Origin of the sequence: Aeromicrobium sp. Root344 (assembly GCF_001425755.1) — a bacterium.
In the GTDB taxonomy this organism is placed as follows: Bacteria; Actinomycetota; Actinomycetes; order Propionibacteriales; family Nocardioidaceae; genus Aeromicrobium.
The window spans coordinates 3,606,636-3,627,168 of record NZ_LMDH01000001.1 but is presented as its reverse complement, the minus strand read 5'-3'; the positions used below and the strand labels follow the sequence as shown (position 1 = coordinate 3,627,168).

Sequence of the window (20,533 nt, the reverse complement as noted above, 5' to 3'; positions counted from 1 at the left end):
TGAGCGGCGAAAAGTTGTAAGAAGCCGGGGCGTCCGGTGCTCCCACTCGTGTAGGCACACGAGACCCGGAGGCACCTGGCATGAACCGCATCGTCCGCACCACCCTCGTCACCGCTGTGGCAGTCGCCGCACTCGGCGGGCTGGCCGGCTCCGGCCGGACCGCGCCCGAGCTCCGTGTGGCAGAGCCGGCGCCGGTCCAGGCCGCGCCGCCACCTCCGCCGGTCTCCGTACGCCATGAGGCCCGCCCGGTCGGCAAGCCGACGCACCTGTCGATCCCGGCGATCAAGGTCGACGAGCGCCTCCATGGCGTCGGCCTCAAGGCGAACGGCGCGATGCAGACCCCCGACTTCGGCGACGCCGGCTGGTACGACCTGGGGCCGCGCCCCGGCGCACCCGGGCCGGCCGTTCTCGTCGCGCACGTCCACGGGCCGGCAGGCGACGACGTGTTCGCCCGGCTGCACGAGCTCGAGCCGGGGGACCGCGTGACGGTCGAGCGTACGGACGGCAGGTCGACGTTCGTCGTCGAGGCCGTCGAGCAGGCCGCCAAGGACAAGCTGCCGTACGACCGGATCTGGAACGAGACCGATCGTCCCGTGCTGCGCCTGATCACCTGCGGCGGCACGCCTGACCCGGTCGCGCGCATGTATCCCGACAACACGATCGTCTTCGCCCGTTTGGCGCCCTGACCTGCGGTTTCGCCGGTAATCCGAATCTGCCCAGAAAACTTCCCGAAAAGTTGCAAGGACTCCCTGGGGGTCGCGCTCCTACATCTGAGCAAGCAACAACCACAGACACCGCCCACCAGAAGCACCACCAACCTCAAGGAGAACATGACATGAACGCCACCATCCGCAACCTGATCGTCGCCGTCCCGCTGGCCACCGCCGCGCTCACGATGGTCCCCGCCGCCGCCATGGCCACCGAGCCCGGCCCGGTCATCATCGTCCCGCCGCACACGGACCCCCAGCCCGATCTCGACATCAAGGCCCCGGCCCCGAAGCCGACCCCGCCCAAGGGCCCGGCCGACCTCAGCGACGCGCCCAAGCCGGACAAGCCGAAGGGTCCCGGCGACCTCAGCGATGCGCCCAAGCCGGACAAGCCGAAGGGTCCGGGCGACCTCAGCGATGCACCCAAGCCCCACGGTCCGAAGGGTCCCGGCGACTTCAGCGATGCGCCCAAGCCGGACAAGCCGACCGACGGCGGCGGCAACGGCGAGTCGAAGAACTCGGTCGACGACGTGGTGGACGCCCGTGACGCCGTCGAGCTGCCCAACCGCGTCGACGCCGGGCTCGCCTCGGAGCAGCAGGACGCCGGTCTCGACCTGGCCTGGCTGTTCGCGGGCGGCCTTGCCGTGACGGCCTCAGGTGCCGCGTTCGCGGTGCGCAGACGTACGCGCGGCAACGCCTGAGCGACCCGGACCGAAGGGCCTCGCACCGTCCAGGGGTGCGGGGCCCTTCGCCGTGCCCGCGGACCCCCACGACGAGCGTGACACTCCCTATGTGACATCGTCGTTGACACATACCCTGGGTATGGCGCATGCTGACGGAAGAACCGACTCACGAGGAGCCCCAGATGTCCCAGACGCTCGACCACGTGGAAGACCTGCCCGACATCCCGGTGGACGTCACGCCCGAGCAGTACGCCGACATCCTCGAGGGGCTGTCGCAGGCGTCGGTCGACCGCCACTTCGACGCCTTCATCGACGTGCCCTGGAGCGATCCGGACTTCGAGGTCCACCACGACGACCCGCGTTGGGTGCTGCCGTCCGACGTCGACCCGCTCGGTGCTCACCCGTGGTACCAGTCGCAGTCGCTCGCCCGCCAGATCGAGATCGGGCAGTGGCGTCAGGCCAACATCCTCAAGGTCGGGCTCCAGTTCGAGAACATCCTGATCCGCGGCATCATGCAGTACGTCTTCACGCTGCCCAACGGCTCGCCGGAGTACCGCTACCTCACCCACGAGGCGACCGAGGAGTGCCACCACACGCAGATGTTCCAGCAGACCGTCAACCGCATCGGGGTCGACGTCGCCGGCATGCCGTGGCTCATGCGCAAGGTCGCCGGCATCCTGCCGTGGGCCGGCTCGGTGGTGCCGTTCGCGTTCTTCATCGGCGTGCTGGCCGGTGAGGAGCCGATCGACCACACGCAGAAGGGCATCCTGCGCAGCGGCAAGGACCTGCCGCCGGTGCTGTCGCGCATCATGGAGATCCACGTCGCCGAGGAGGCGCGGCACATCTCGTTCGCGCACCACTACATCCGCCGCAACGCTCCACGGCTCGGTCGCGTCGAGAAGTTCGTCATCTCGCTGCTGTTCCCGGTGATCATGCGCGTCCTGTGCGACGTGATCATGGTGCCGTCCAAGGCGTTCCGCAAGGAGTTCGGCATCCCGCGCAAGGTCATGAAGGACCTCTACTGGAAGGCGCCGGAGTCCCGCGAGCGCCTCCAGGAGCTGTTCGGCGACGTACGCATGCTGGCCGACCAGTCGGGGCTGCGCAAGAACCGCCTGGCCCGGTTGATGTGGAAGCTGTGCCGCATCGACGGTCGTCCGTCGCGCTACCGCAGCGAGCCGCCCGTCGCGTTCTCCAGCTGATGGCACACGTCGTCACCCAGGCGTGCTGCGGCGACGCCTCATGCGTCTTCGCCTGCCCGGTCAACGCGATCCACCCGACGCCTGACGAGGCCGACTTCGGCCTGGCCGAGATGCTCTACGTCGATCCCGTCTCGTGCGTCGACTGTGGCGCGTGCGTGAGCGCCTGCCCCGTCGGCGCGATCGTCCCTGACACCAAGCTGCTCGAGGCCCAGCTGCCGTTCGTCGAGGTCAACGCCCTGTTCCACGAGTCCGGACGCGATCACCCGGCACAGGCGCCCGTGGCACCGATCCTCGCGAAGGACTCCAGTCGCGGGGACCTCCGCGTGGCGATCGTCGGTTCGGGGCCGGCAGCGCTCTACGCGGCCGACGAGCTGCTGAAGCGGCCCGGAGTCGACATCACCGTCATCGACCGGCTCCCCACGCCGTACGGGCTCGTTCGTGCCGGGGTGGCACCTGATCACCAGCACACCAAGGCGATCGACGAGCTGTTCCGGCAGGTCGAGGACCACCCGGGGTTCGCATATGCGCTCAACGTGGAGGTCGGGACGGACCTCACGCACGACGAGCTGCTCGAGCACCATCACGCCGTGGTCTATGCCACCGGTGCGTCGCAGGACCGCTTCCTCGGCACACCGGGGGAGCAGCTGCCGGGCAGTGCGACGGCCACCGACTTCGTGGCCTGGTACAACGGCCACCCCGATCACGCCGACGACGTCTTCGACCTCACCAGTGAGCGGGCCGTCATCGTCGGCAACGGCAATGTCGCCCTTGACGTCGCCCGGATCCTGGCGACCGACCCAGCCAGGCTGGCGTCGACCGACATCGCGGACCACGCCCTTGCCGCGCTGCGAGGGAGCGCGGTGCGAGAGGTCGTGCTTCTCGGCCGGCGCGGACCCGCGGAGGCCGCGTTCACGCTCCCGGAGCTCATCGGTCTGCTGGGTCGCGACGACATCGACGTCGTCGTCGAGGGTGCCGACCTGGCACGGCCGGTCGACGACGTCATGATCGGGCAGAAACTGTCGGCCCTTCGTGCCGCCGCCGCCCGTCCGCGGCGCGACGGCAACCGCCGCATCGTGTTCCGCTTCGCGACGTCCCCTGTGGAGCTCCTCGGAGACGATCACGTCACCGGCGTTCGGGTCTGCCGCAACGAGCTGGTGACCGACGAGGGGGTCGTACGCCCGGCGCCGACCGGTGACGTCTCGACGATCGCGACGGGGCTCGTTCTCCGCTCGATCGGCTATCGCGGCGCGCCCGTCGACGGCGTCCCGTTCGACGCGCAGAGCGGCACCATGCCGAATGTTGCAGGACGAGTCATCGGCACCCCCCAGACCTACGCGGTGGGCTGGATCAAACGGGGGCCGACGGGATTCATCGGCACCAACAAGACGTGCGCGCAGGAGACCGTGGAGCACCTGATCGCCGACTTCAACGCGGGGCTGCTCGCCGATCCGCCGCGCGACGGGTTCGACGCGTTCGTACGGTCGCGCGTACCGGGCCAGGTCGATGCCAGGGGGTGGCGCGCGATCGATCGTGCGGAGCGTCTCGAGGGGGCTCAGCAGGGCCGTCCGCGACGCAAGCTGACCCGCGTCGGGGAGCTGCTCGGGGCTGCCGCGACCGTGCCGGAGCGGCGACGACGGTGGCGCGATCTGGCCCGGCGTCGTGGCGTGCGTCCGGCTGTTGTCCACCGCGTGGAGGCGAGCTCGTCCCGAGTAGACTGAGGACGATCATCCAGCACATCAAAGGACACAGCAGTGAGCAACGAGGCAACCGGTACGTCGCGGGTCAAGCGTGGCATGGCAGAGATGCTCAAGGGCGGCGTGATCATGGACGTCGTCAACGCCGAGCAGGCCAAGATCGCCGAGGACGCCGGGGCCGTCGCGGTCATGGCGTTGGAGCGCGTGCCTGCCGACATCCGTTCGCAGGGCGGCGTCGCCCGCATGTCCGATCCGGACCTGATCGACGGCATCATCGAGGCCGTCTCGATCCCGGTGATGGCCAAGGCCCGCATCGGCCACTTCGTCGAGGCCCAGGTGCTGCAGTCCCTGGGTGTCGACTACATCGACGAGTCCGAGGTGCTGACGCCGGCGGACTATGCCAACCACATCGACAAGTGGCAGTTCACGGTGCCGTTCGTGTGCGGTGCGACCAACCTGGGTGAGGCGCTGCGGCGGCTGACCGAGGGTGCGGCGATGATCCGCTCCAAGGGCGAGGCCGGCACGGGTGACGTGTCCAACGCGACGACGCACATGCGCCAGATCCGCGCGCAGATCCGGCGTCTCGGGTCGCTGTCGGAGGACGAGCTGTTCGTCGCGGCCAAGGAGCTGCAGGCGCCCTACGAGCTGGTCAAGGAGGTTGCCGAGAACGGCAAGCTCCCGGTCGTGCTGTTCACCGCCGGCGGCATCGCGACCCCGGCCGACGCGGCGATGATGATGCAGCTCGGCGCCGAAGGCGTGTTCGTCGGCTCGGGCATCTTCAAGTCCGGCAACCCGGCCCAGCGCGCCGAGGCGATCGTCAAGGCCACGACGTTCTTCGACGACCCTGACGTGATCGCCAAGGTCTCGCGTGGCCTCGGCGAGGCCATGGTCGGCATCAACGTCGACGACATCCCCGAGCCCCACCGCCTCGCGGAACGCGGTTGGTAGGAGCTGCGCGGCTCCGCCGCGCCCGCGACTTCGTCGCAGACCGGGCTTCGCCCGGAAGCTCTCGCCTCGCTGGCGCTCGGCCCATGGCTGGGTGGGTGGGTGACTCGCGGATCTCTGAAACGGTCGGGACCTGCTCGGTCCCGGCCGTTTCCGTCTTTCCGCACCCCTGCGTAGTCAATTCGAGGCATCTTTTCCCAATTGGCTGCCGAGCGGTGCCCTGAGGGTGCACGCTCGTCGTGGGAGATCGACTGCGCGACCCCTCTGGCGCGCAGCGATGAAAGAGGGAGTAACTCATGAAGAGGTCTACTAAGGGCGCCCTGGCGGCGTCAGCTGCCGGCATCCTGCTGCTCGGTGGAGCCGGTTCGCTCGCGTTCTGGAACGACGACGTCAGCGTGCCGGGAGGTGTCATCGCGGCCGGCGAGCTGAAGCTGTCGACGCCTGACTGCGGCGCAGGCTGGCTGCTGGACGACGGCGAGGCGGTGCTGAACGATCCGTACGAGCCGGGCGACAAGGTCGTGCCGGGCGACGTCATCACGAAGGTGTGCACGTTCGACATCACGGCGACGGGCGACCACCTTCGTGCGACGCTCAACGTCACCGGTGGGGGATTCGCCGCCACCAACGCGCTGACCGACGATCTCGGCGTCGTCGCGACGTATCAGATCGACGGTGTCGACATCCCGGCGGAGATCACCGAGGCCAACGGTGGCGACACCGTCACGGCGACGATCGCCGTCACGTTCGACTCGGCGTCGGTCAACGCGACGCAGACGTTGTCGGCGACGCTGAACGCGGTCACGATCGCGGCCCAGCAGGTCCACAGCTGATCTGATCCGGTCCGCCTCCAGGGGGCGGGCCGGCTCGGGGACCCACGATGTCGACACATCGCCACGAACGACCTGTGCGGAGCTGGCTGATCCAGGCCATCTCCTGGACCGTCATGTCCGCCTTCCTGCTGGTGCTCGTCGTCTCGGTGCTGGTGCCGCGGCTGGCGGGCGCCACGCCGTACACGATCCTCACCAGCTCGATGCGGCCCGGCATGCCGCCCGGCACCTTGGTCGTGGTCAAGCCGGTCGACGCGTCCGACATCGCGATCGGCACCGTCATCACGTACCAGCTGGAGTCCGGCGAGCGGGACGTCGTGACCCACCGGGTCGTCGGCATCGGGTTCGACGGGCACGGCGAGCGCACGTTCCGCACGCAGGGCGACGCCAACGGCTCGCCCGATCCCGCGCCCGTCCGGCCGGTGCAGGTCAAGGGGGAGCGGTGGTACGCGATCCCCTACCTCGGCCGCGTGACGAACGTGTTCACGAACGCGCAGCGACAGACGGCCGTGGTGATCGTCGCCGTCGGTCTGCTCGGCTATGCCGTAGCGATGTTCGCGGCGGCGGCGCGGACTCGCGGCCGCAAGGAAGGCACGCATGTCCAGTCATAGGCACACCACACGGCGACGGCTCCCGTCGGTACGCGTCCGCGCACTCCTGAGCCTCGGCATCGCCGTGGGCATCGGGTCGGTCGGCACATTCGCCTCGTGGACCGACGACGTGACGGTCGCCGGCACCACGTTCACGGCGGGCACGCTCGACCTGCAGGTCAACAACGTCGACTCGTACGCGACCACCACGTTGAGCATGAGCGCGATGGTGCCCGGCACGACGTCTGCGGAGGTCCTGACCGTCAAGAACAACGGGACCGTCCCGTCGAAGTACACCCTGACCGGTGGACTGACCGGCACGAACGCGACCGACTACAACGCGGCGGCGGCGAACGGGTTGCTGCTGACGGTCCGCCTGGGTGGCGCCAAGTCAGGCGCCACGTGCACCGGTGGCACCGCGCTCGTCACGGACCAGCCGCTGACCAGCACGACGACGACCACGATCCTCGCCAAGCGGCCGAGCACCGCGCTGACCGCGTCCGGGGGCAACGAGGTCCTGTGCTTCCAGGTCAAGCTCTCCGACACCGCGCCCAGCAGCTTGCAGGGCAAGGCGGCGACGGCCACGTTCACCGCGACCGGCACCTCGGACATCTCATGACCGGACACACGCTGCTCCGCGGCACCCGCGAGGCCGCCCTCACCACGGGCGCGATCCTCGGCGTGGTGTGCGTCGTGGCGACCGTCGCCGGGTGGGCGTTCGGGATCACGCCGCTGGTGTTCCGCTCGGGGTCGATGGCGCCGGCGATCCACACGGGCGACCTTGCCATCGCACGTACGGTCGACGCCCGGTCGTTGGACGCCGGCGACATCGTCTCGGTGATCAATGCTGACGGCCACCGCGTGACCCACCGCCTCCGCGACATGTCGGCGGAAGGGGAGGCCCGGCAGCTGACCCTGCAGGGCGATGCCAACCAGGCTCCGGACGCCGAGGTCTACACCGTGACCCGCGTCGACCGGGTGCTCTTCGACATCCCGAAGGCGGGATACGTCGTCAGCGCCGCCTCGGGTCGCGGAGGCCTGTTCGTGCTCGGGGCGTACGTGACCGGGATGCTGGTCCTGGCGTTCCGCCGCCGGTCTCCGGAAGAACCTGCCGGACCCACGAGGCGCGGGGGAGCGCGCAGGGCAGATCGCCGGACCAGGGTCGCGGCCCGCTCGGCCGTCGCCGTGGCCACTGGCGCCACGTTGGCTCTGGCTGCGCCGGCTTCTGCCGCCTTCTGGACGAACCCCGCTCCCGTCACCGGCACGAACCTCTCGGCGTACACCCTGCCGGCGCCGGCGACGTTCACCTGTGGGGGACTCGGCGTGCTCTCCGTGACGTTCACCTGGGCAGCTGTCGCCGGAGCGACCGACTACACGCTGCACTACGGATCGGGCGGAGCGACGACCAAGACCGTCGCCGGCACCTCGACCAGCATCACGTCGGCGATCAGCGGGGGCACGGCGTGGGTCGTGGCGAATCGCAGCTTCGGCTCGACGACGTGGAGCTCGGTCGCCTCGAACACGCGGAGCTACACCGTGGCCGTCGTCAGCCTCTGCAGCTGACGGGGCCGACGCGTCCCACGCGGGCGCCGATAGAGTCTTCGCCGGGTGGGAGACCCGAAGGGACGCGATGCCTCACGTGGGACGGCGCAGGGCCAGGTCAGGCCCGCGCACCAGTGGCTTCTGGCGCTCGACCCTTCTCAACGTGGGGGCGGGGTTGGGTGTCGTCTGCCTGCTCGCGGCGGGCCTCGGAGCGGCTCTCGGCGTGACACCCATCGCGTTCCGGTCCGACTCGATGGCACCGGCGATCGCGTCGGGCGACCTCGCCCTGGCGAGGAGCGTCTCGGCGGGTGACGTCGGCAGCGGCGACATCGTGAGCGTGTCCGACCGGCAGGGCTCGCGGGTGACGCATCGCGTGGTCCAGGTCGAGCCCTACGGCAGCAGCATCCGGCTGACGCTCAAGGCCGACGACAGCGCGGCGCCCGACGCCGAGACGTACGACGTGACGAAGGTCGAGCGAGTCTTCGTCTCGGTCCCGCTCCTCGGGTACGTGTTCGGCGCGGCCGGCGGTCTCGTGGTGATCGGCCTCGGCGGCGTCTTCGTGGCCTGCCTTGCCATCGTGCTGTTCGTCCCACGCCGCAGGATCGTCGGCACGCGACGCGCCGTCGACTGACGTTGCGGCGAAGTCGTCATTCTGCACTGATACCGCGTATGATTCGTGGTGATCGCCGCGCTGAAGTATGGGAGTGCTTCGCATGGTGCGGCGATGAACAGAGGGAGCACGACCCCTGCACGGACGCTCTGCGTCCCAGACGTGCTTGCCTCCGTCGAACCCGATCGGGAGGGATATCCGAGAGGGAGCGACGGCGGCGGCGTATCCCCTGGAGATTCGTCTCTGACGCCGCCGCCGTCGTCCGGCGGACTGCGATTTTGCCAGCCATCACAACGAGCCCATTGTCTAGTCCTTCAGAGCCATTTCGGCTCCTGGGCAGTGTCCTTGGTGATCTGCGTCTCGTTTGAGAGACAACGCGTGGCCTATCCAAGTCGCGCATCACTGAATGGACACTCCCACCATGAAGAAATCCACGAAGGGCGCGCTCGCCGCTGCAGCCGCCGGAACTCTCCTCCTCGGCGGCGCCGGATCTCTCGCATTCTGGTCCGACTCGGACATCATCGGCGGTGGCACGATCAACGCTGGTCACATCTCGATCACTGAAGCGGTACCGGGCACGTGCGCCTCGACGCCGTTCTCGTTCGATGCAGGTGGCACAGGTGCGAACACTCCCGGAGCGCACGACTACGTGCCCGGCACCAGCCACATCGTTCCCGGCGACAAGCTCACCAAGGTCTGCACCTTCACGGTGAATGCCTCTGGCGACCACCTCACGGCCAACTTGGTCGCCACGGGCGGAGCGGGAACAGGCACGCTCAGCACCAAGACGACGACCTCGGCCGACTTCACGGTCGGCGGGAACGCGCAGACGGTCCTGACTGAGGCGGACGACACCAAGACCCTCATCGCGACCATCACCGTCGACTTCCCGTACGGCGTCTCCTCGGACAACTCCTCGCAGGACGGGGCGCTGAACGTGTCGGCCTACACGATCGCCTTGACGCAGGTCCACAACCCGTAAGTCAGGGAGTCCGTCGGTGAGGGACGTCGGCTCGGGCCGGCGTCCCACCGGAACTTGAGGAGACCCACGTCCGATGAATGAACGCACTCGTGCACGGAGCGCCGCAGGATGGCTCGGCCAGGTTGTCGCCTGGTTCGTCATCGCGGCGATGGCCGTGCTGCTTGCGGTGTGCGTCATCATCCCTCGTGCTGGAGGGGCCACTCCCTACTCGATTCTGACATCGTCGATGGAGCCGGACTTCCCGCCGGGATCGCTCGTGGTGATCAAGCCGACAGACACCAGGGCCATCAACGTCGGAGACGTCATCACCTATCAACTCAAGTCGGGCAACGCGACGGTCGTCACGCACCGGGTCGTCGCCATCACTGCCACCCCGAACGGTGACCTGAGGTTCCACACACAGGGTGACGCCAACAACGTGCCAGACCCGAAGCTTGTGTTGCCCGAACAGATCAAAGGGAAGCTCTGGTACTCCGCGCCACAACTTGGCCGGATCACGAATCTGATCGACAACGCCGAGCGCCACGCCATCAGCGTGGTGGTCATCGGTGGGCTCCTTGCATACGCCTCATTCATGTTCGTGACCTCGGCTCGCGAACGCCGCACTACCCGTAAGAAAGGGGAGGTCAGCGCATGAAGCGAAACCTGGCCGTCCTCTTCGCCGTCCTCATCGCGCTGTTCTCGTCCGCAGCGCCCGCTGCCGCGGCCGGTGAGCTCGGCATCAGCAGTGACGGCGTGACGTTCACGCCGACCTTCCACGGTCCGCTGTTCGACAGCGATCTTCGCTGGGTGCCCGGCGACACCCGGTCGGCCACCTTCTACGTCCGCAACGAGGGCGGCACCTCAGCCCGTATGAGCGTCGACGTCCTCGGCGACCATGTCGGTGATCTGCTCGACAGCGGTGACGTCACGATCACGGCGTCAGCGTCGAGCTCCTCCGGGTCCACCACCAGCGGTGTGGAACGACGACTGGTCGCCCTGCCGCAGGTCGCCGCCAACGAGATCGTCCCGGTGACGGTGAGGGTCGAATTCGACTTCTCCTCGCCCAACACCACGCAGCTGCGTTCGACGGACCTGCGCTTCCGGGTGAACCTCAGCCAGACGTCGGCGGAGGTCGGCGGCGACGACGGCAACGGACCGCTGCCCGACACCGGGGCACCCACACTCTGGACCCTCGCCCTCGGCGCGGTCCTTCTCGGAACAGGCGTCGCGATCGTCTCGCGCCGCCGCCAAACCCATCAGGGAGAATCCCATGTCTAAGCACCTGCCTCCGCGTATGTCGTCCGGCCTGAAGCGGCTCAAGTCGACCCGCGTCCGTGCGCTGCTGAGCCTGGGTGTCGTGCTCGCCCTGGGCTCGACCGGGACGATGGCGTACTGGACCGACAGTGCCACGCTCTCGAGCGTCACCTTCACCAGCGGCACGCTGAACCTCGCGGTCAACAACAACACCGGTGGCACAGGCTCTGACGGGACCACTGGGGGAGCCGGGGGATCGACCGCCCAGACCTCCCTCAGCATGACGGCCATGGCACCGGGCAACTCCTCCGCCCAGCTGCTGACCATCAAGAACCCTGGTTCGACCCCGCTCAAGTGGACCCTGGCCGGCGGATTGACCGGTACGAACGCCCTCGCGTATGAAAACGGTGTCTCCGTGGGCACCTCCGCCCTCAGGATCTCGGTGTACTCGTTCGCTGGTGCAGCGGTGAAGTCGGGCTCAGGCAACAGCGTGACCTGCACCGGCGGCACGGCGCTCGCCTCCGGCGTCCAGCTGACCACCGACACCAGCGGCGCGATCGTCTCGACCGGCCAGCCGACGACTCCGGCCGGCGGCCTCGCCGCCGGAGGTTCGGTGAACCTGTGCGTGCAGATCGACTTCGACCCGGCCGCATTGTCCAGCCTCCAGACGCTTGGAGTCAGCGGCGTCCTCACCTTCTCGGCGACGTCGAACGTCTCATGACCCGAAGCAGGCTTCTCAAGATCACCCGCGAGGCGGCGCTCAGCCTCGCGGCGGTCGCCGGTGCGCTCTCGATACTCGTGATGCTCGCAAGCTTCGCGTTCGGCGTGCACCCGCTGCTGTTCAAGTCCGGATCGATGGAGCCGACGATCAGCACGGGCGACCTGTCGATCGCGCACACCGTCAAGGTCTCGGACCTGCACATCGGCGACATCGTCTCGGTCCGCGAGCCCCATCAGGATCGGGTGACGCACCGCGTCGTCGACATCCAGGGCACCGGTGCGACCCGTCAGGTGACCCTCAAGGGCGACGCGAACCGCGTGATCGACCCGGCTGTCTACAACGTCAAGGACGCTGAACGCGTCGTGTTCACCGTGCCGAAGGCCGGCTACGTCGTCGCGTGGTTCTCCCACGCGCCGGGCAGCTACGTGCTCGCCGCCTACGTGGCGCTGATGCTGCTGCTCATGGGGCGGGGCAACCTGGGCTCCAGGAGTGGCGGGGCCAGGGCCGCGGTCGGAGAGACCCCGGCGCCCGAGACCGCCGTCTCCCTGGCCATGGTCCGGGAGACGGATGAGGACGAGGTGACATCTGCTCCGGGCGGCAGGCGCAAGAGGAGCAGCAAGGGCAAGCGCAAGCGCGTCGGCCCCCTCAAGATGCTGGCGGTGGGCACTGTCCTCGCTCTCGTGATCGCCTCGGTCGTCGGGTGGACCCAGTCCACGACAGCGGCATGGGTCGACACCGCTGGTGTGTCCGGCGTGACCTTCACGGCCGCAGCCGTGTTCGACAAGACTCCGCCCGCCACCACGGTGAGCCAGGCACCCGTGGCCAACGGTGCGGGCTGGAACAAGGCCGACGTCACCCTGACGTTCGTCCCGGTCGACCCGGCCGGCGGCACCGGTGTGCAGAAGGTCGAGTACCGGACGAACGTCAACGGTGCAGGCTTCGGCGGCTACACGTCGCTCACGTCCTCGCCATACACCGCCGTGATCTCGGCTGAAGGCACGACCGTCGTCGAGTACCGGGCGACCGACAACGCCGGCAACGTCGAGACCCCCAACAAGACGTACACGGTCAAGATCGACAAGACCAACCCCACCGGGACCGTGACGTTCCCCGGAGCGAGCAACGACTTCAACAACTCGAGCCAGTGGGGCACGAACTGCAAGAACGCAGGTGGAACGTCCATCGCGGGCTGGTGCGGCACCCGCACGGATGCCCTCTCTGGCATCTCCACGATCACCTACCAGATCTCCAGGACCAACGGCGGCACGACGACGTACTGGAACGGGTCGGCGTTCGTCTCCGGCGCCACGTCGGGCACACCGGCTTCCTCGTCGGTGGCCAATGGCTGGGTGGTCCCGATGACGTACGCACAGATCGGCAAGCCGAACTCCGCATCGATCACGCTGACCATCACCGACGTCGCCGGGAACGTGGCGACGGTGACGGCCAACTTCTGATCAGCCGACCCCCGGTGGGCGTCCCTTGGGGCGCCCACCGGGGATCGCGCTGACCCAGCCCGAATAGGCTGGGCGAGTGGCTTCCCCGTCGATCGGTGTCTTCGCCCTGCAGGGCGACGTGCGTGAGCACCTGCGCGCCCTGGGCGACCTCGGCGTGCCGGCGTTCACGGTGCGCCGACCTGAGGAGCTCGAGCGGTGCGACGCCCTGGTGCTGCCGGGTGGTGAGTCGACCACGATGTACAAGCTCGCGCGGTCGTTCGACCTCTTCGAGCCCCTCGCCGCACGCATCCGCGGCGGGATGCCGACGTTCGGCACGTGCGCCGGGATGATCATGCTGGCGGACCGCATCGAGGACGGGATCGCCGGCCAGGAGACGCTCGGCGGCCTTGACATCACGGTGCGGCGCAACGCGTTCGGGCGTCAGGTCGACTCGTTCGAGGGGGACATCGAGTTCGACGGCTTCGGCGAGCCGGTCCACGCGGTGTTCATCCGGGCGCCGTGGGTCGAGACGCTGGGTCCGGACGTGCAGCCCCTCGCGACGATCCCCTCCGGCGAGGCCGCCGGTAGAATCGTGGCCGTTCGGCAGGGCAACCTGATGGCGACGTCGTTCCACCCCGAAGTCGGGAGCGACGACCGCATCCACCGTTACTTCGTCGACCTCGTCAAGCAGTCGTAGAAAGAAGGCACCCTCATGTCAGGCCACTCCAAGTGGGCGACGACCAAGCACAAGAAGGCCATCGTCGACGCCAAGCGCGGCAAGATGTTCGCCAAGATGGTCAAGAACATCGAGGTCGCGGCTCGCATCGGCGGGCCGGACCCCGAAGGCAACCCCACGCTCTACGACGCGATCCAGAAGGCCAAGAAGTCCTCGGTGCCCAAGGACCACATCGACCGCGCGGTCAAGCGCGGCGGCGGCGTGGGCGACGACGCGGTCGACTACATCACGATCATGTACGAGGGCTATGCCCCCGGCGGCGTCGCGCTGCTCGTCGAGTGCCTCACCGACAACCGCAACCGCGCCGCGATGGAAGTACGTACCGCAATGACCCGCAACGGCGGCACGATGGCCGACCCGGGCTCCGTGTCCTACATGTTCCACCGCAAGGGCGTCATCATGGTGCCCCAGGAGCAGGAGGGCGGTCCGACCAACGAGGACGACGTCCTGATGGCCGTGCTCGACGCCGGTGCCGAAGAGGTCAACGACCTCGACGGCTCGTTCGAGGTCATCTGTGAGGCGACCGACCTGGTGGCCGTACGCACGGCGTTGCAGGAGGCCGGGCTCGACTACGACTCGGCGGACGCGTCGTTCGTGCCCACCGTGACCGTCGAGGTCGACGTCGATGCCGCGACCAAGGTCATGCGCCTGATCGACGCACTGGAGGACAGCGACGACGTGCAGAACGTGTTCGCCAACTTCGACGCCTCCGACGAGGTCATGGCGCAGGTCCAGTAGCCGCGTGAAGGTCCGGGATCCGCAGGGGCAGACCTGGCGGGTGCGCCGCCGCTGGCTGCCGTGGCGCCGCAAGGTGCGCGACGTCCCTGACGTGCCTGTCGACGGGCTGTTCACGGGTGGCGACGATCCGGTGAGCGCGATCCTGTTCGTCATCGGCCTGGTCATCCTGCTCCCGGTGATCGTCATGTTCGCGGCGATGCTCGCGGAGTTCCTGCTGCTCCTGCTCCTCCTGCCGCTGTGGCTGTTCGTCCGGGCGCTGCTCGGCGGGTCCTGGCCCATCGAGGTGCTTCGCGGGAGGACGTACGTCGGCACGGAGTCGGTCAAGGGTTGGACCCCGTCGGGCGTACGCATGCACGACATCGCCGAAGAGATCCGGCTCGGTCGTCCGGGCGCCGGTTTCCCGCTCGGCGCGTCGCCCACAGCCTGAGGGTGACGCCGTCTAGGCTGTCGAACATGCGTTCGGTATGCGTGGTGCAGCCATGAGGGTTCTCGGCATCGATCCCGGGCTGACCCGGTGCGGCGTGGGCGTCGTCGACGGCTCCGTCGGCCGTGCCTTGACGATGGTGCACGTGGGGGTCTACCGCACCCCGGCCGACCTCGACACCGCCCGCCGCCTCCACCAGCTGGAGCAGGCGATCGAGGCGGGCATCCTCGAGCACCGCCCGGACGTCGTGGCCGTCGAGCGGGTCTTCAGCCAGCACAACGTGCGCACGGTCATGGGCACGGCCCAGGCCAGCGGCATCGCGATGGTCGTCGCCGCCCGCCACGGCATTCCCGTGCAGCTGCACACCCCGAGCGAGGTCAAGGCTGCGGTCACCGGCAGCGGCCGCGCCGACAAGGCCCAGGTCACGCAGATGGTGACCCGGTTGCTGCGGCTCCCGTCCGCCCCGACGCCCGCCGACGCCGCCGACGCCCTGGCCCTGGCGATCTGCCACATCTGGCGCGGGGGAGCGCAGACCCGGCTCCAGGCCGCGGTCGCGAAGGCCTCACGATGATCGCGCACGTACGCGGTCCGGTCGCCGCCGTCACCCTGACGTCTGCCGTCATCGATGTCGGCGGCGTCGGCATGCAGGTCATGTGCACCCCGAGCACGATCGCGTCCCTGCGCATCGGCCGCGAGGTGCAGCTGTCCACCTCGATGGTGGTCCGCGAGGACTCGCTGACGATCTTCGGCTTCGCCAGCACCGACGAGCGCGACATGTTCGAGCTCGTCCAGACCGCGAGCGGCGTCGGGCCCAAGGTCGCCCAGGCGATGCTGGCGGTCCTCGACCCCGACCGGCTGCGCCAGGCGATCGGCCAGGGCGACCTGGCCACGCTGACCTCCGTGCCCGGCATCGGCCGCAAGGGTGCCGAGCGCATCGTCGTCGAGCTCAAGGACCGGGTCGGGGTCACGACGATCGCGGCCAGCGGAGCGCCCGCGTGGCGCGACCAGGTGCACGAGGCACTGCTCGGCCTCGGCTGGTCGGCGCGGGACGCGGACGCTGCCCTCGAACGCGTCGCGGCAGACCTCGAGCCCGGCGCCAGCCCGGACGTCTCGACGGTGCTCCGCGACGCCCTCCGTACCCTCTCCAAGGCCCGCTGATGGACGAGCGCGAGGCCAACTTCTATGAGGGGGGTGGCGAGGCGATCGTCGCCGAGGCCGGCCCCGAGGACCGCGCCTTCGAGGCGGCGCTGCGTCCGCGCACGCTCGACGAGCTGATCGGCCAGGAGCGCGTGCGCGAGCAGCTCTCCTTGATGCTCGAGGCGGCCGTGGCCCGAGGGCGTACGCCCGACCACGTGCTGCTGTCAGGCCCGCCGGGGCTCGGCAAGACCACGATCGCGATGATCATCGCCCACCAGCTCTCGGCGCCGCTGCGCATCACGAGCGGCCCGGCCATCCAGCACGCCGGCGACCTCGCCGCGATCCTGTCCGGCGTCAACGAGGGCGACGTCCTGTTCATCGACGAGATCCACCGCATGTCGCGGCCCGCTGAAGAGCTGCTCTACATGGCGATGGAGGACTTCCGGGTCGACGTCATCGTCGGCAAGGGGCCCGGGGCGACCGCGATCCCGCTCGAGATCCCGCCGTTCACCGTGGTCGGCGCGACGACCCGCGCCGGCCTGCTGCCGAGCCCGCTGCGCGACCGCTTCGGGTTCACCGCCCAGCTCGACTACTACGGCGCCGACGAGCTGCACCGCATCGTCGACCGTTCCTCCGGCCTCCTCGACCTCGAGGTGACCGACGAGGGCGGCCGCGAGATCGCGTCGAGGTCTCGCGGCACACCGCGCATCGCCAACCGCCTGTTGCGGCGGGTCCGCGACTTCGCCGAGGTGCGCGCCGGGGGAGTCGTCGACCACACCGTCGCCCGCGACGCGCTGGCGCTCTACGAGGTCGACGAGCTCGGTCTCGACCGGCTCGATCGCGCCGTCCTCGACGCGTTGTGCCGCAGCTTCGGCGGCGGGCCCGTCGGTGTCTCGACCCTCGCGGTCGCCGTCGGCGAGGAGCGCGAGACCGTCGAGGAGCTGGCCGAGCCGTTCCTCGTACGCCTGGGATTCCTGGCCCGCACGCCGCGCGGCCGCGTCGCCACCCCGGGCGCCTGGCGGCATTTGGGACTCCCTGTCCCGGCCACGCTCGACCAATTGCCACTCGACGACGACCCTCGGTGACGCGATACCCATGAGCGACGTCACAGTCGCTGTGTCGAGGGGTTAAACTTCCCGAGGCTCCGGCGCTAGACTGCGCGGCGGCCCATGGCACTCAGCCGAGCCGCCCACTGGCGGCGGGCACCTCCGAACTCGTACGGGAGCATCACAGCGTGAAAGACCTGGGCGTATACCTGCCCCTCATCCTGATCGTCGCGGCGTTCTACTTCTTGGTCCTCCGGCCAGCGCGGTCGCGCCAGCAGTCGTTCGTCAAGGTGCAGAGCGAGCTGGCTCCCGGCGCGCGTGTCATGATCGCGAGCGGCATCTTCGGCGACATCGTGTCGGTCGGCGACGACACCATCGAGCTGCGCGTCGCCGCCAACACGGTCATCACCGTCAAGCGGCAGGCCGTCGCGCAGGTCATCCCGGCCGAGACGACCGAGACCGAGACGAGCACTGAGGACTGATGGCGAACACTCCCAAGAACCGGGGCAACCTGCCGCGGCCCCGACGCACCCTGGTGCTCTTCCTCGCGGCGATCATCGCGCTCTACGGTCTGGTCGCACTGATCAACCTCGACACCAAGAAGGGCGATGACAGCGCCTGGAAGCCCAAGCTGGGCCTCGACCTCGAGGGCGGCACGCGCATCACCCTCGAGGCCAAGGCCAACGAGGGCAAGGTCACCAAGCCCAAGCTCGACCAGGCCCGCGACATCATCGACCAGCGCGTCAACGCCACAGGCGTGTCCGAGGCCGAGGTCACGACGCAGAGCGGCAACCAGGTCATCATCGAGATCCCGGGTGAGCGCAAGGCCGGCATCGTCGACCAGGTCGGCAAGACCGCGCAGATGCGGTTCCGGCTGGTCTGGACCCAGAACCTCACGAGTGCGGCCAAGAAGGTCGACACCAGTGCGCAGCAGAAGATCATCGACGGGATCGACTGGAGCAAGGTCTCGCTCGACCAGATGATCAAGGCCGAGACGACGGGGCTCGCTGCCCTGCCCAAGAGCGTCCAGCCGGGCATCGCCGCCTTGCAGAAGCAGGCCGCCGGCTTCGTGTGCACCCCGGGCGGCGTCCAGGTCGAGGACGTCTCGAGCAAGCCGCTCGTCACCTGTGACACCAAGACCGGTGAGGTGCAGATCCTCAGCCCGGCCGTCATCGAGGGCTCCGAGGTCAAGAGCGCCAACCAGCAGTACAACACCCAGACGGCTCAGTGGACCGTGCAGATCAAGCTCAAGGGCAAGGGTTCTGACGTCTTCGAGACCGTCACCAAGGCGTTGACGCCGGCGCAGAACCGCTTCGCCATCGTGCTCGACGGCGAGATCATCACCGCGCCGTCGTCGCAGGCTGCCATCACCAACGGTGTCTCGGAGATCACGGGCAGCTTCACGCCGTCGTCGTCCAAGGCCCTCGCCAACCAGCTCAAGTACGGCGCCCTGCCCCTGACGTTCGGCCTCAACGGCAGCGAGGAGATCGGCCCGTCATTGGCCGGCACCCAGCTTCACGCGGGTCTGCTCGCCGGCGTCATCGGCCTCATCCTCGTCGTGGTCTACTGCCTCCTCTACTACCGCGGCCTCGGCCTCGTCATCATCGGCTCGCTGCTGGTGGCGTCCGCCCTCACGTTCGTGCTGGTGCTCCTGCTGGGCAAGGGCATGGGCTTCACGTTGACACTGCCGGGCATCGCCGGCCTCATCGTGGCGATCGGCATCACGGCGGACTCGTTCATCGTGTTCTTCGAGCGCATACGAGACGAGGTGCGCGACGGCAAGTCGCTGCGCCTCGCGGTCGAGGCCGGCTGGGTTCGGGCCCGAAGCACGATCCTGGCGGCCGACGCGGTGTCGATCCTCGCGGCGCTCACGCTGTTCATCTTCGCGATCGGCGTCGTCCGCGGCTTCGCCTTCGCTCTGGGCCTCACGACCCTGATCGACGTGTTCGTGGTCTTCTTGTTCACCAAACCGCTGGTGTCGCTGCTCGCGCGCACCAAGTTCTTCGGGCAGGGCCACAAGCTGTCGGGCCTCGACGCGGCGCACCTCGGCATCACGGGCCGCCGGGTCACCGAGATCGCCCGCTCAGCAGAACCCCGCACCACTGGAGAGGTCAACTGATGGGCCGCATCAGCACATTCGGACAGCACCTCTACGAGGGACGCATCTCGTTCGACTTCGTCGGGCGCCGCAAGCTGTGGTACTCGATCTCCGCGATCATCGTGGTCGTTGCGGCGCTGGCCTTCGTGGTCCGTGGCTTCAACTACGGCGTCGAGTTCAAGGGCGGCGTCGAGTTCACCGCCACGGTCAAGACCGCCAACTCGGCCTCGTCCGACGCGATGGCCAAGGCCGTCGAGGACTCCGGCGTGCCAGAGGCCGGCGACCCCACGGTCCAGACCTCCGGCAGCGACCGGATCCGCATCCAGACGCGCGCACTGACGCAGGACCAGGCCTCCAAGGTCACGGAGTCGCTGACCAAGGCCGGTGCCACGGACGTCAGCCAGCAGCTGGTCGGCCCGACGTACGGCAAGCAGGTCGCCAAGAAGGCACTGACCGGCCTGATCGTCTTCCTGTTCATCGTCGTGATCTTCATCTGGGCCTACTTCCGCGAGTGGCGGATGTCGGTCGCCGGCATCGTGGCGCTGGCGCACGACCTGATCATCACGGGAGGCGTCTACGCCTTGTCGGGCTTCGAGGTCACGCCGGCGACGGTGACGGGCCTGCTGACGATCCTCGGCTACTCGCTCTATGACACCGTCGTGGTCTTCGACAAGGTGCGCGAGAACACCAAGGGCATCCTCAAGTCGACGTCCAAGACGTACGCCGAGCAGGCCAACCTCGCGCTCAACCAGACGCTCGTACGCTCGATCAACACGTCGGTCACGGCGCTGCTCCCGGTGGGTGCGTTGCTGTTCGCCGGAGCCGCGATCCTGGGCACCGGGCCACTGAAGGACCTCGCGCTCGCGCTGTTCGTCGGCATGCTCGCGGGCACCTACTCGTCGATCTTCATCGCGACGCCGTTCGCATCGCAGCTCAAGGAGCGCGAGCCGGCCATCAAGGCCCAGGCCGCTCGCGTCATGGCCAAGCGCGCCAAGCAGGTCGACGCGCCGGTGGAGACCGCAGCACCGGTCGCGCATCGACCGGTGGCCTCCTCGGGTGCCTCGAAGCGCACGCAGCCGTCACGCCAGCCGAGGTCCAAGCGCGGCAAGGGTCACTAGCCGGTTGGGCCGTGCCATGCTGTACCCACTGATCAGTGGCACGGGGACAGTCCGGGCTACGTCG

24 protein-coding genes are annotated in these 20,533 nt (G+C 68.7%); all 24 read left to right on the top strand.

What is annotated here, in order from left to right:
- Window positions 1-80: 80 nt before the first annotated feature.
- The 24 genes from ASC61_RS17965 to secF all read left to right on the top strand — a co-directional run bounded on the left by ASC61_RS17965 (window position 81) and on the right by secF (window position 20,469).
- Window positions 81-686: a sortase domain-containing protein gene (locus ASC61_RS17965; RefSeq protein ID WP_056214408.1), complete on the top strand. Its 606-nt coding sequence runs from the start codon at window positions 81-83 to the stop codon at window positions 684-686.
- Between the two features lie 149 nt (window positions 687-835).
- Window positions 836-1,408, top strand: coding sequence for a hypothetical protein (locus ASC61_RS17960; protein WP_056214405.1), 573 nt, complete (start codon window positions 836-838; stop codon window positions 1,406-1,408).
- A 164-nt stretch (window positions 1,409-1,572) separates the two neighbouring features.
- The gene (locus tag ASC61_RS17955; RefSeq protein WP_056214403.1) at window positions 1,573-2,589 is read left to right on the top strand and encodes an AurF N-oxygenase family protein; all 1,017 of its coding nucleotides are present in this window, start codon (window positions 1,573-1,575) and stop codon (window positions 2,587-2,589) included.
- Window positions 2,589-4,307, top strand: a complete 1,719-nt coding sequence (locus tag ASC61_RS17950) for an FAD-dependent oxidoreductase (RefSeq protein ID WP_082530752.1) — start codon at window positions 2,589-2,591, stop codon at window positions 4,305-4,307. Before ASC61_RS17955 ends, ASC61_RS17950 begins: the two co-directional genes overlap by 1 nt.
- A 33-nt stretch (window positions 4,308-4,340) precedes the next feature.
- Window positions 4,341-5,231, top strand: a complete 891-nt coding sequence (gene pdxS, locus ASC61_RS17945) for a pyridoxal 5'-phosphate synthase lyase subunit PdxS (protein ID WP_056214400.1) — start codon at window positions 4,341-4,343, stop codon at window positions 5,229-5,231.
- A 293-nt stretch (window positions 5,232-5,524) separates the two neighbouring features.
- A complete protein-coding gene (locus ASC61_RS17940; RefSeq protein WP_056214397.1) occupies window positions 5,525-6,058 on the top strand; it encodes an alternate-type signal peptide domain-containing protein in 534 nt (177 codons plus the stop codon).
- Between the two features lie 47 nt (window positions 6,059-6,105).
- A complete protein-coding gene (locus tag ASC61_RS17935; protein ID WP_056214394.1) occupies window positions 6,106-6,666 on the top strand; it encodes a signal peptidase I in 561 nt (186 codons plus the stop codon).
- Window positions 6,653-7,264, top strand: a complete 612-nt coding sequence (locus ASC61_RS17930) for a TasA family protein (protein WP_082530751.1) — start codon at window positions 6,653-6,655, stop codon at window positions 7,262-7,264. The genes ASC61_RS17935 and ASC61_RS17930 overlap by 14 nt, the downstream gene beginning before the upstream one ends.
- Window positions 7,261-8,208 carry a signal peptidase I gene (locus ASC61_RS19490; protein WP_082530750.1) on the top strand — a complete coding sequence of 316 codons (948 nt, stop codon included), beginning with the start codon at window positions 7,261-7,263 and terminating at the stop codon, window positions 8,206-8,208. The genes ASC61_RS17930 and ASC61_RS19490 overlap by 4 nt, the downstream gene beginning before the upstream one ends.
- Before the next feature lie 142 nt (window positions 8,209-8,350).
- On the top strand, window positions 8,351-8,818 hold the full coding sequence (locus tag ASC61_RS17920; RefSeq protein WP_157439545.1) for a signal peptidase I: 468 nt from the start codon (window positions 8,351-8,353) through the stop codon (window positions 8,816-8,818).
- Window positions 8,819-9,218: 400 nt separating this feature from the next.
- A complete protein-coding gene (locus ASC61_RS17915) occupies window positions 9,219-9,779 on the top strand; it encodes an alternate-type signal peptide domain-containing protein (protein WP_056214389.1) in 561 nt (186 codons plus the stop codon).
- 73 nt (window positions 9,780-9,852) lie between these two features.
- Window positions 9,853-10,416, top strand: coding sequence for a signal peptidase I (locus tag ASC61_RS17910; RefSeq protein WP_056214386.1), 564 nt, complete (start codon window positions 9,853-9,855; stop codon window positions 10,414-10,416).
- On the top strand, window positions 10,413-11,039 hold the full coding sequence (locus ASC61_RS17905; protein ID WP_056214385.1) for an LPXTG cell wall anchor domain-containing protein: 627 nt from the start codon (window positions 10,413-10,415) through the stop codon (window positions 11,037-11,039). Before ASC61_RS17910 ends, ASC61_RS17905 begins: the two co-directional genes overlap by 4 nt.
- Entirely contained in the window at window positions 11,032-11,736 is a 705-nt protein-coding gene (locus ASC61_RS17900; RefSeq protein ID WP_082530747.1) for a SipW-dependent-type signal peptide-containing protein, read from the top strand. Before ASC61_RS17905 ends, ASC61_RS17900 begins: the two co-directional genes overlap by 8 nt.
- Complete coding sequence (locus ASC61_RS17895) at window positions 11,733-13,193, top strand: signal peptidase I (protein WP_056214380.1); 1,461 nt, start codon at window positions 11,733-11,735, stop codon at window positions 13,191-13,193. Before ASC61_RS17900 ends, ASC61_RS17895 begins: the two co-directional genes overlap by 4 nt.
- A 76-nt stretch (window positions 13,194-13,269) precedes the next feature.
- Window positions 13,270-13,869 carry a pyridoxal 5'-phosphate synthase glutaminase subunit PdxT gene (gene pdxT / locus ASC61_RS17890; RefSeq protein WP_056214377.1) on the top strand — a complete coding sequence of 200 codons (600 nt, stop codon included), beginning with the start codon at window positions 13,270-13,272 and terminating at the stop codon, window positions 13,867-13,869.
- Window positions 13,870-13,884: 15 nt separating this feature from the next.
- A complete protein-coding gene (locus ASC61_RS17885; protein WP_056214375.1) occupies window positions 13,885-14,646 on the top strand; it encodes a YebC/PmpR family DNA-binding transcriptional regulator in 762 nt (253 codons plus the stop codon).
- Window positions 14,647-14,650: 4 nt separating this feature from the next.
- Entirely contained in the window at window positions 14,651-15,073 is a 423-nt protein-coding gene (locus ASC61_RS17880) for a hypothetical protein (protein ID WP_056214372.1), read from the top strand.
- Window positions 15,074-15,125: 52 nt separating this feature from the next.
- Window positions 15,126-15,641, top strand: coding sequence for a crossover junction endodeoxyribonuclease RuvC (gene ruvC, locus ASC61_RS17875; protein WP_056214369.1), 516 nt, complete (start codon window positions 15,126-15,128; stop codon window positions 15,639-15,641).
- Window positions 15,638-16,228, top strand: a complete 591-nt coding sequence (gene ruvA, locus ASC61_RS17870) for a Holliday junction branch migration protein RuvA (protein ID WP_056214368.1) — start codon at window positions 15,638-15,640, stop codon at window positions 16,226-16,228. Before ruvC ends, ruvA begins: the two co-directional genes overlap by 4 nt.
- Window positions 16,228-17,292, top strand: a complete 1,065-nt coding sequence (gene ruvB / locus ASC61_RS17865) for a Holliday junction branch migration DNA helicase RuvB (RefSeq protein WP_056214364.1) — start codon at window positions 16,228-16,230, stop codon at window positions 17,290-17,292. Before ruvA ends, ruvB begins: the two co-directional genes overlap by 1 nt.
- A gap of 149 nt (window positions 17,293-17,441) precedes the next feature.
- On the top strand, window positions 17,442-17,735 hold the full coding sequence (gene yajC, locus ASC61_RS17860) for a preprotein translocase subunit YajC (RefSeq protein WP_056214361.1): 294 nt from the start codon (window positions 17,442-17,444) through the stop codon (window positions 17,733-17,735).
- Window positions 17,735-19,372: a protein translocase subunit SecD gene (gene secD, locus ASC61_RS17855; RefSeq protein WP_056214358.1), complete on the top strand. Its 1,638-nt coding sequence runs from the start codon at window positions 17,735-17,737 to the stop codon at window positions 19,370-19,372. Before yajC ends, secD begins: the two co-directional genes overlap by 1 nt.
- Window positions 19,372-20,469, top strand: coding sequence for a protein translocase subunit SecF (gene secF / locus ASC61_RS17850; protein ID WP_056214356.1), 1,098 nt, complete (start codon window positions 19,372-19,374; stop codon window positions 20,467-20,469). Before secD ends, secF begins: the two co-directional genes overlap by 1 nt.
- The last annotated feature ends 64 nt before the right edge of the window (window positions 20,470-20,533 follow it).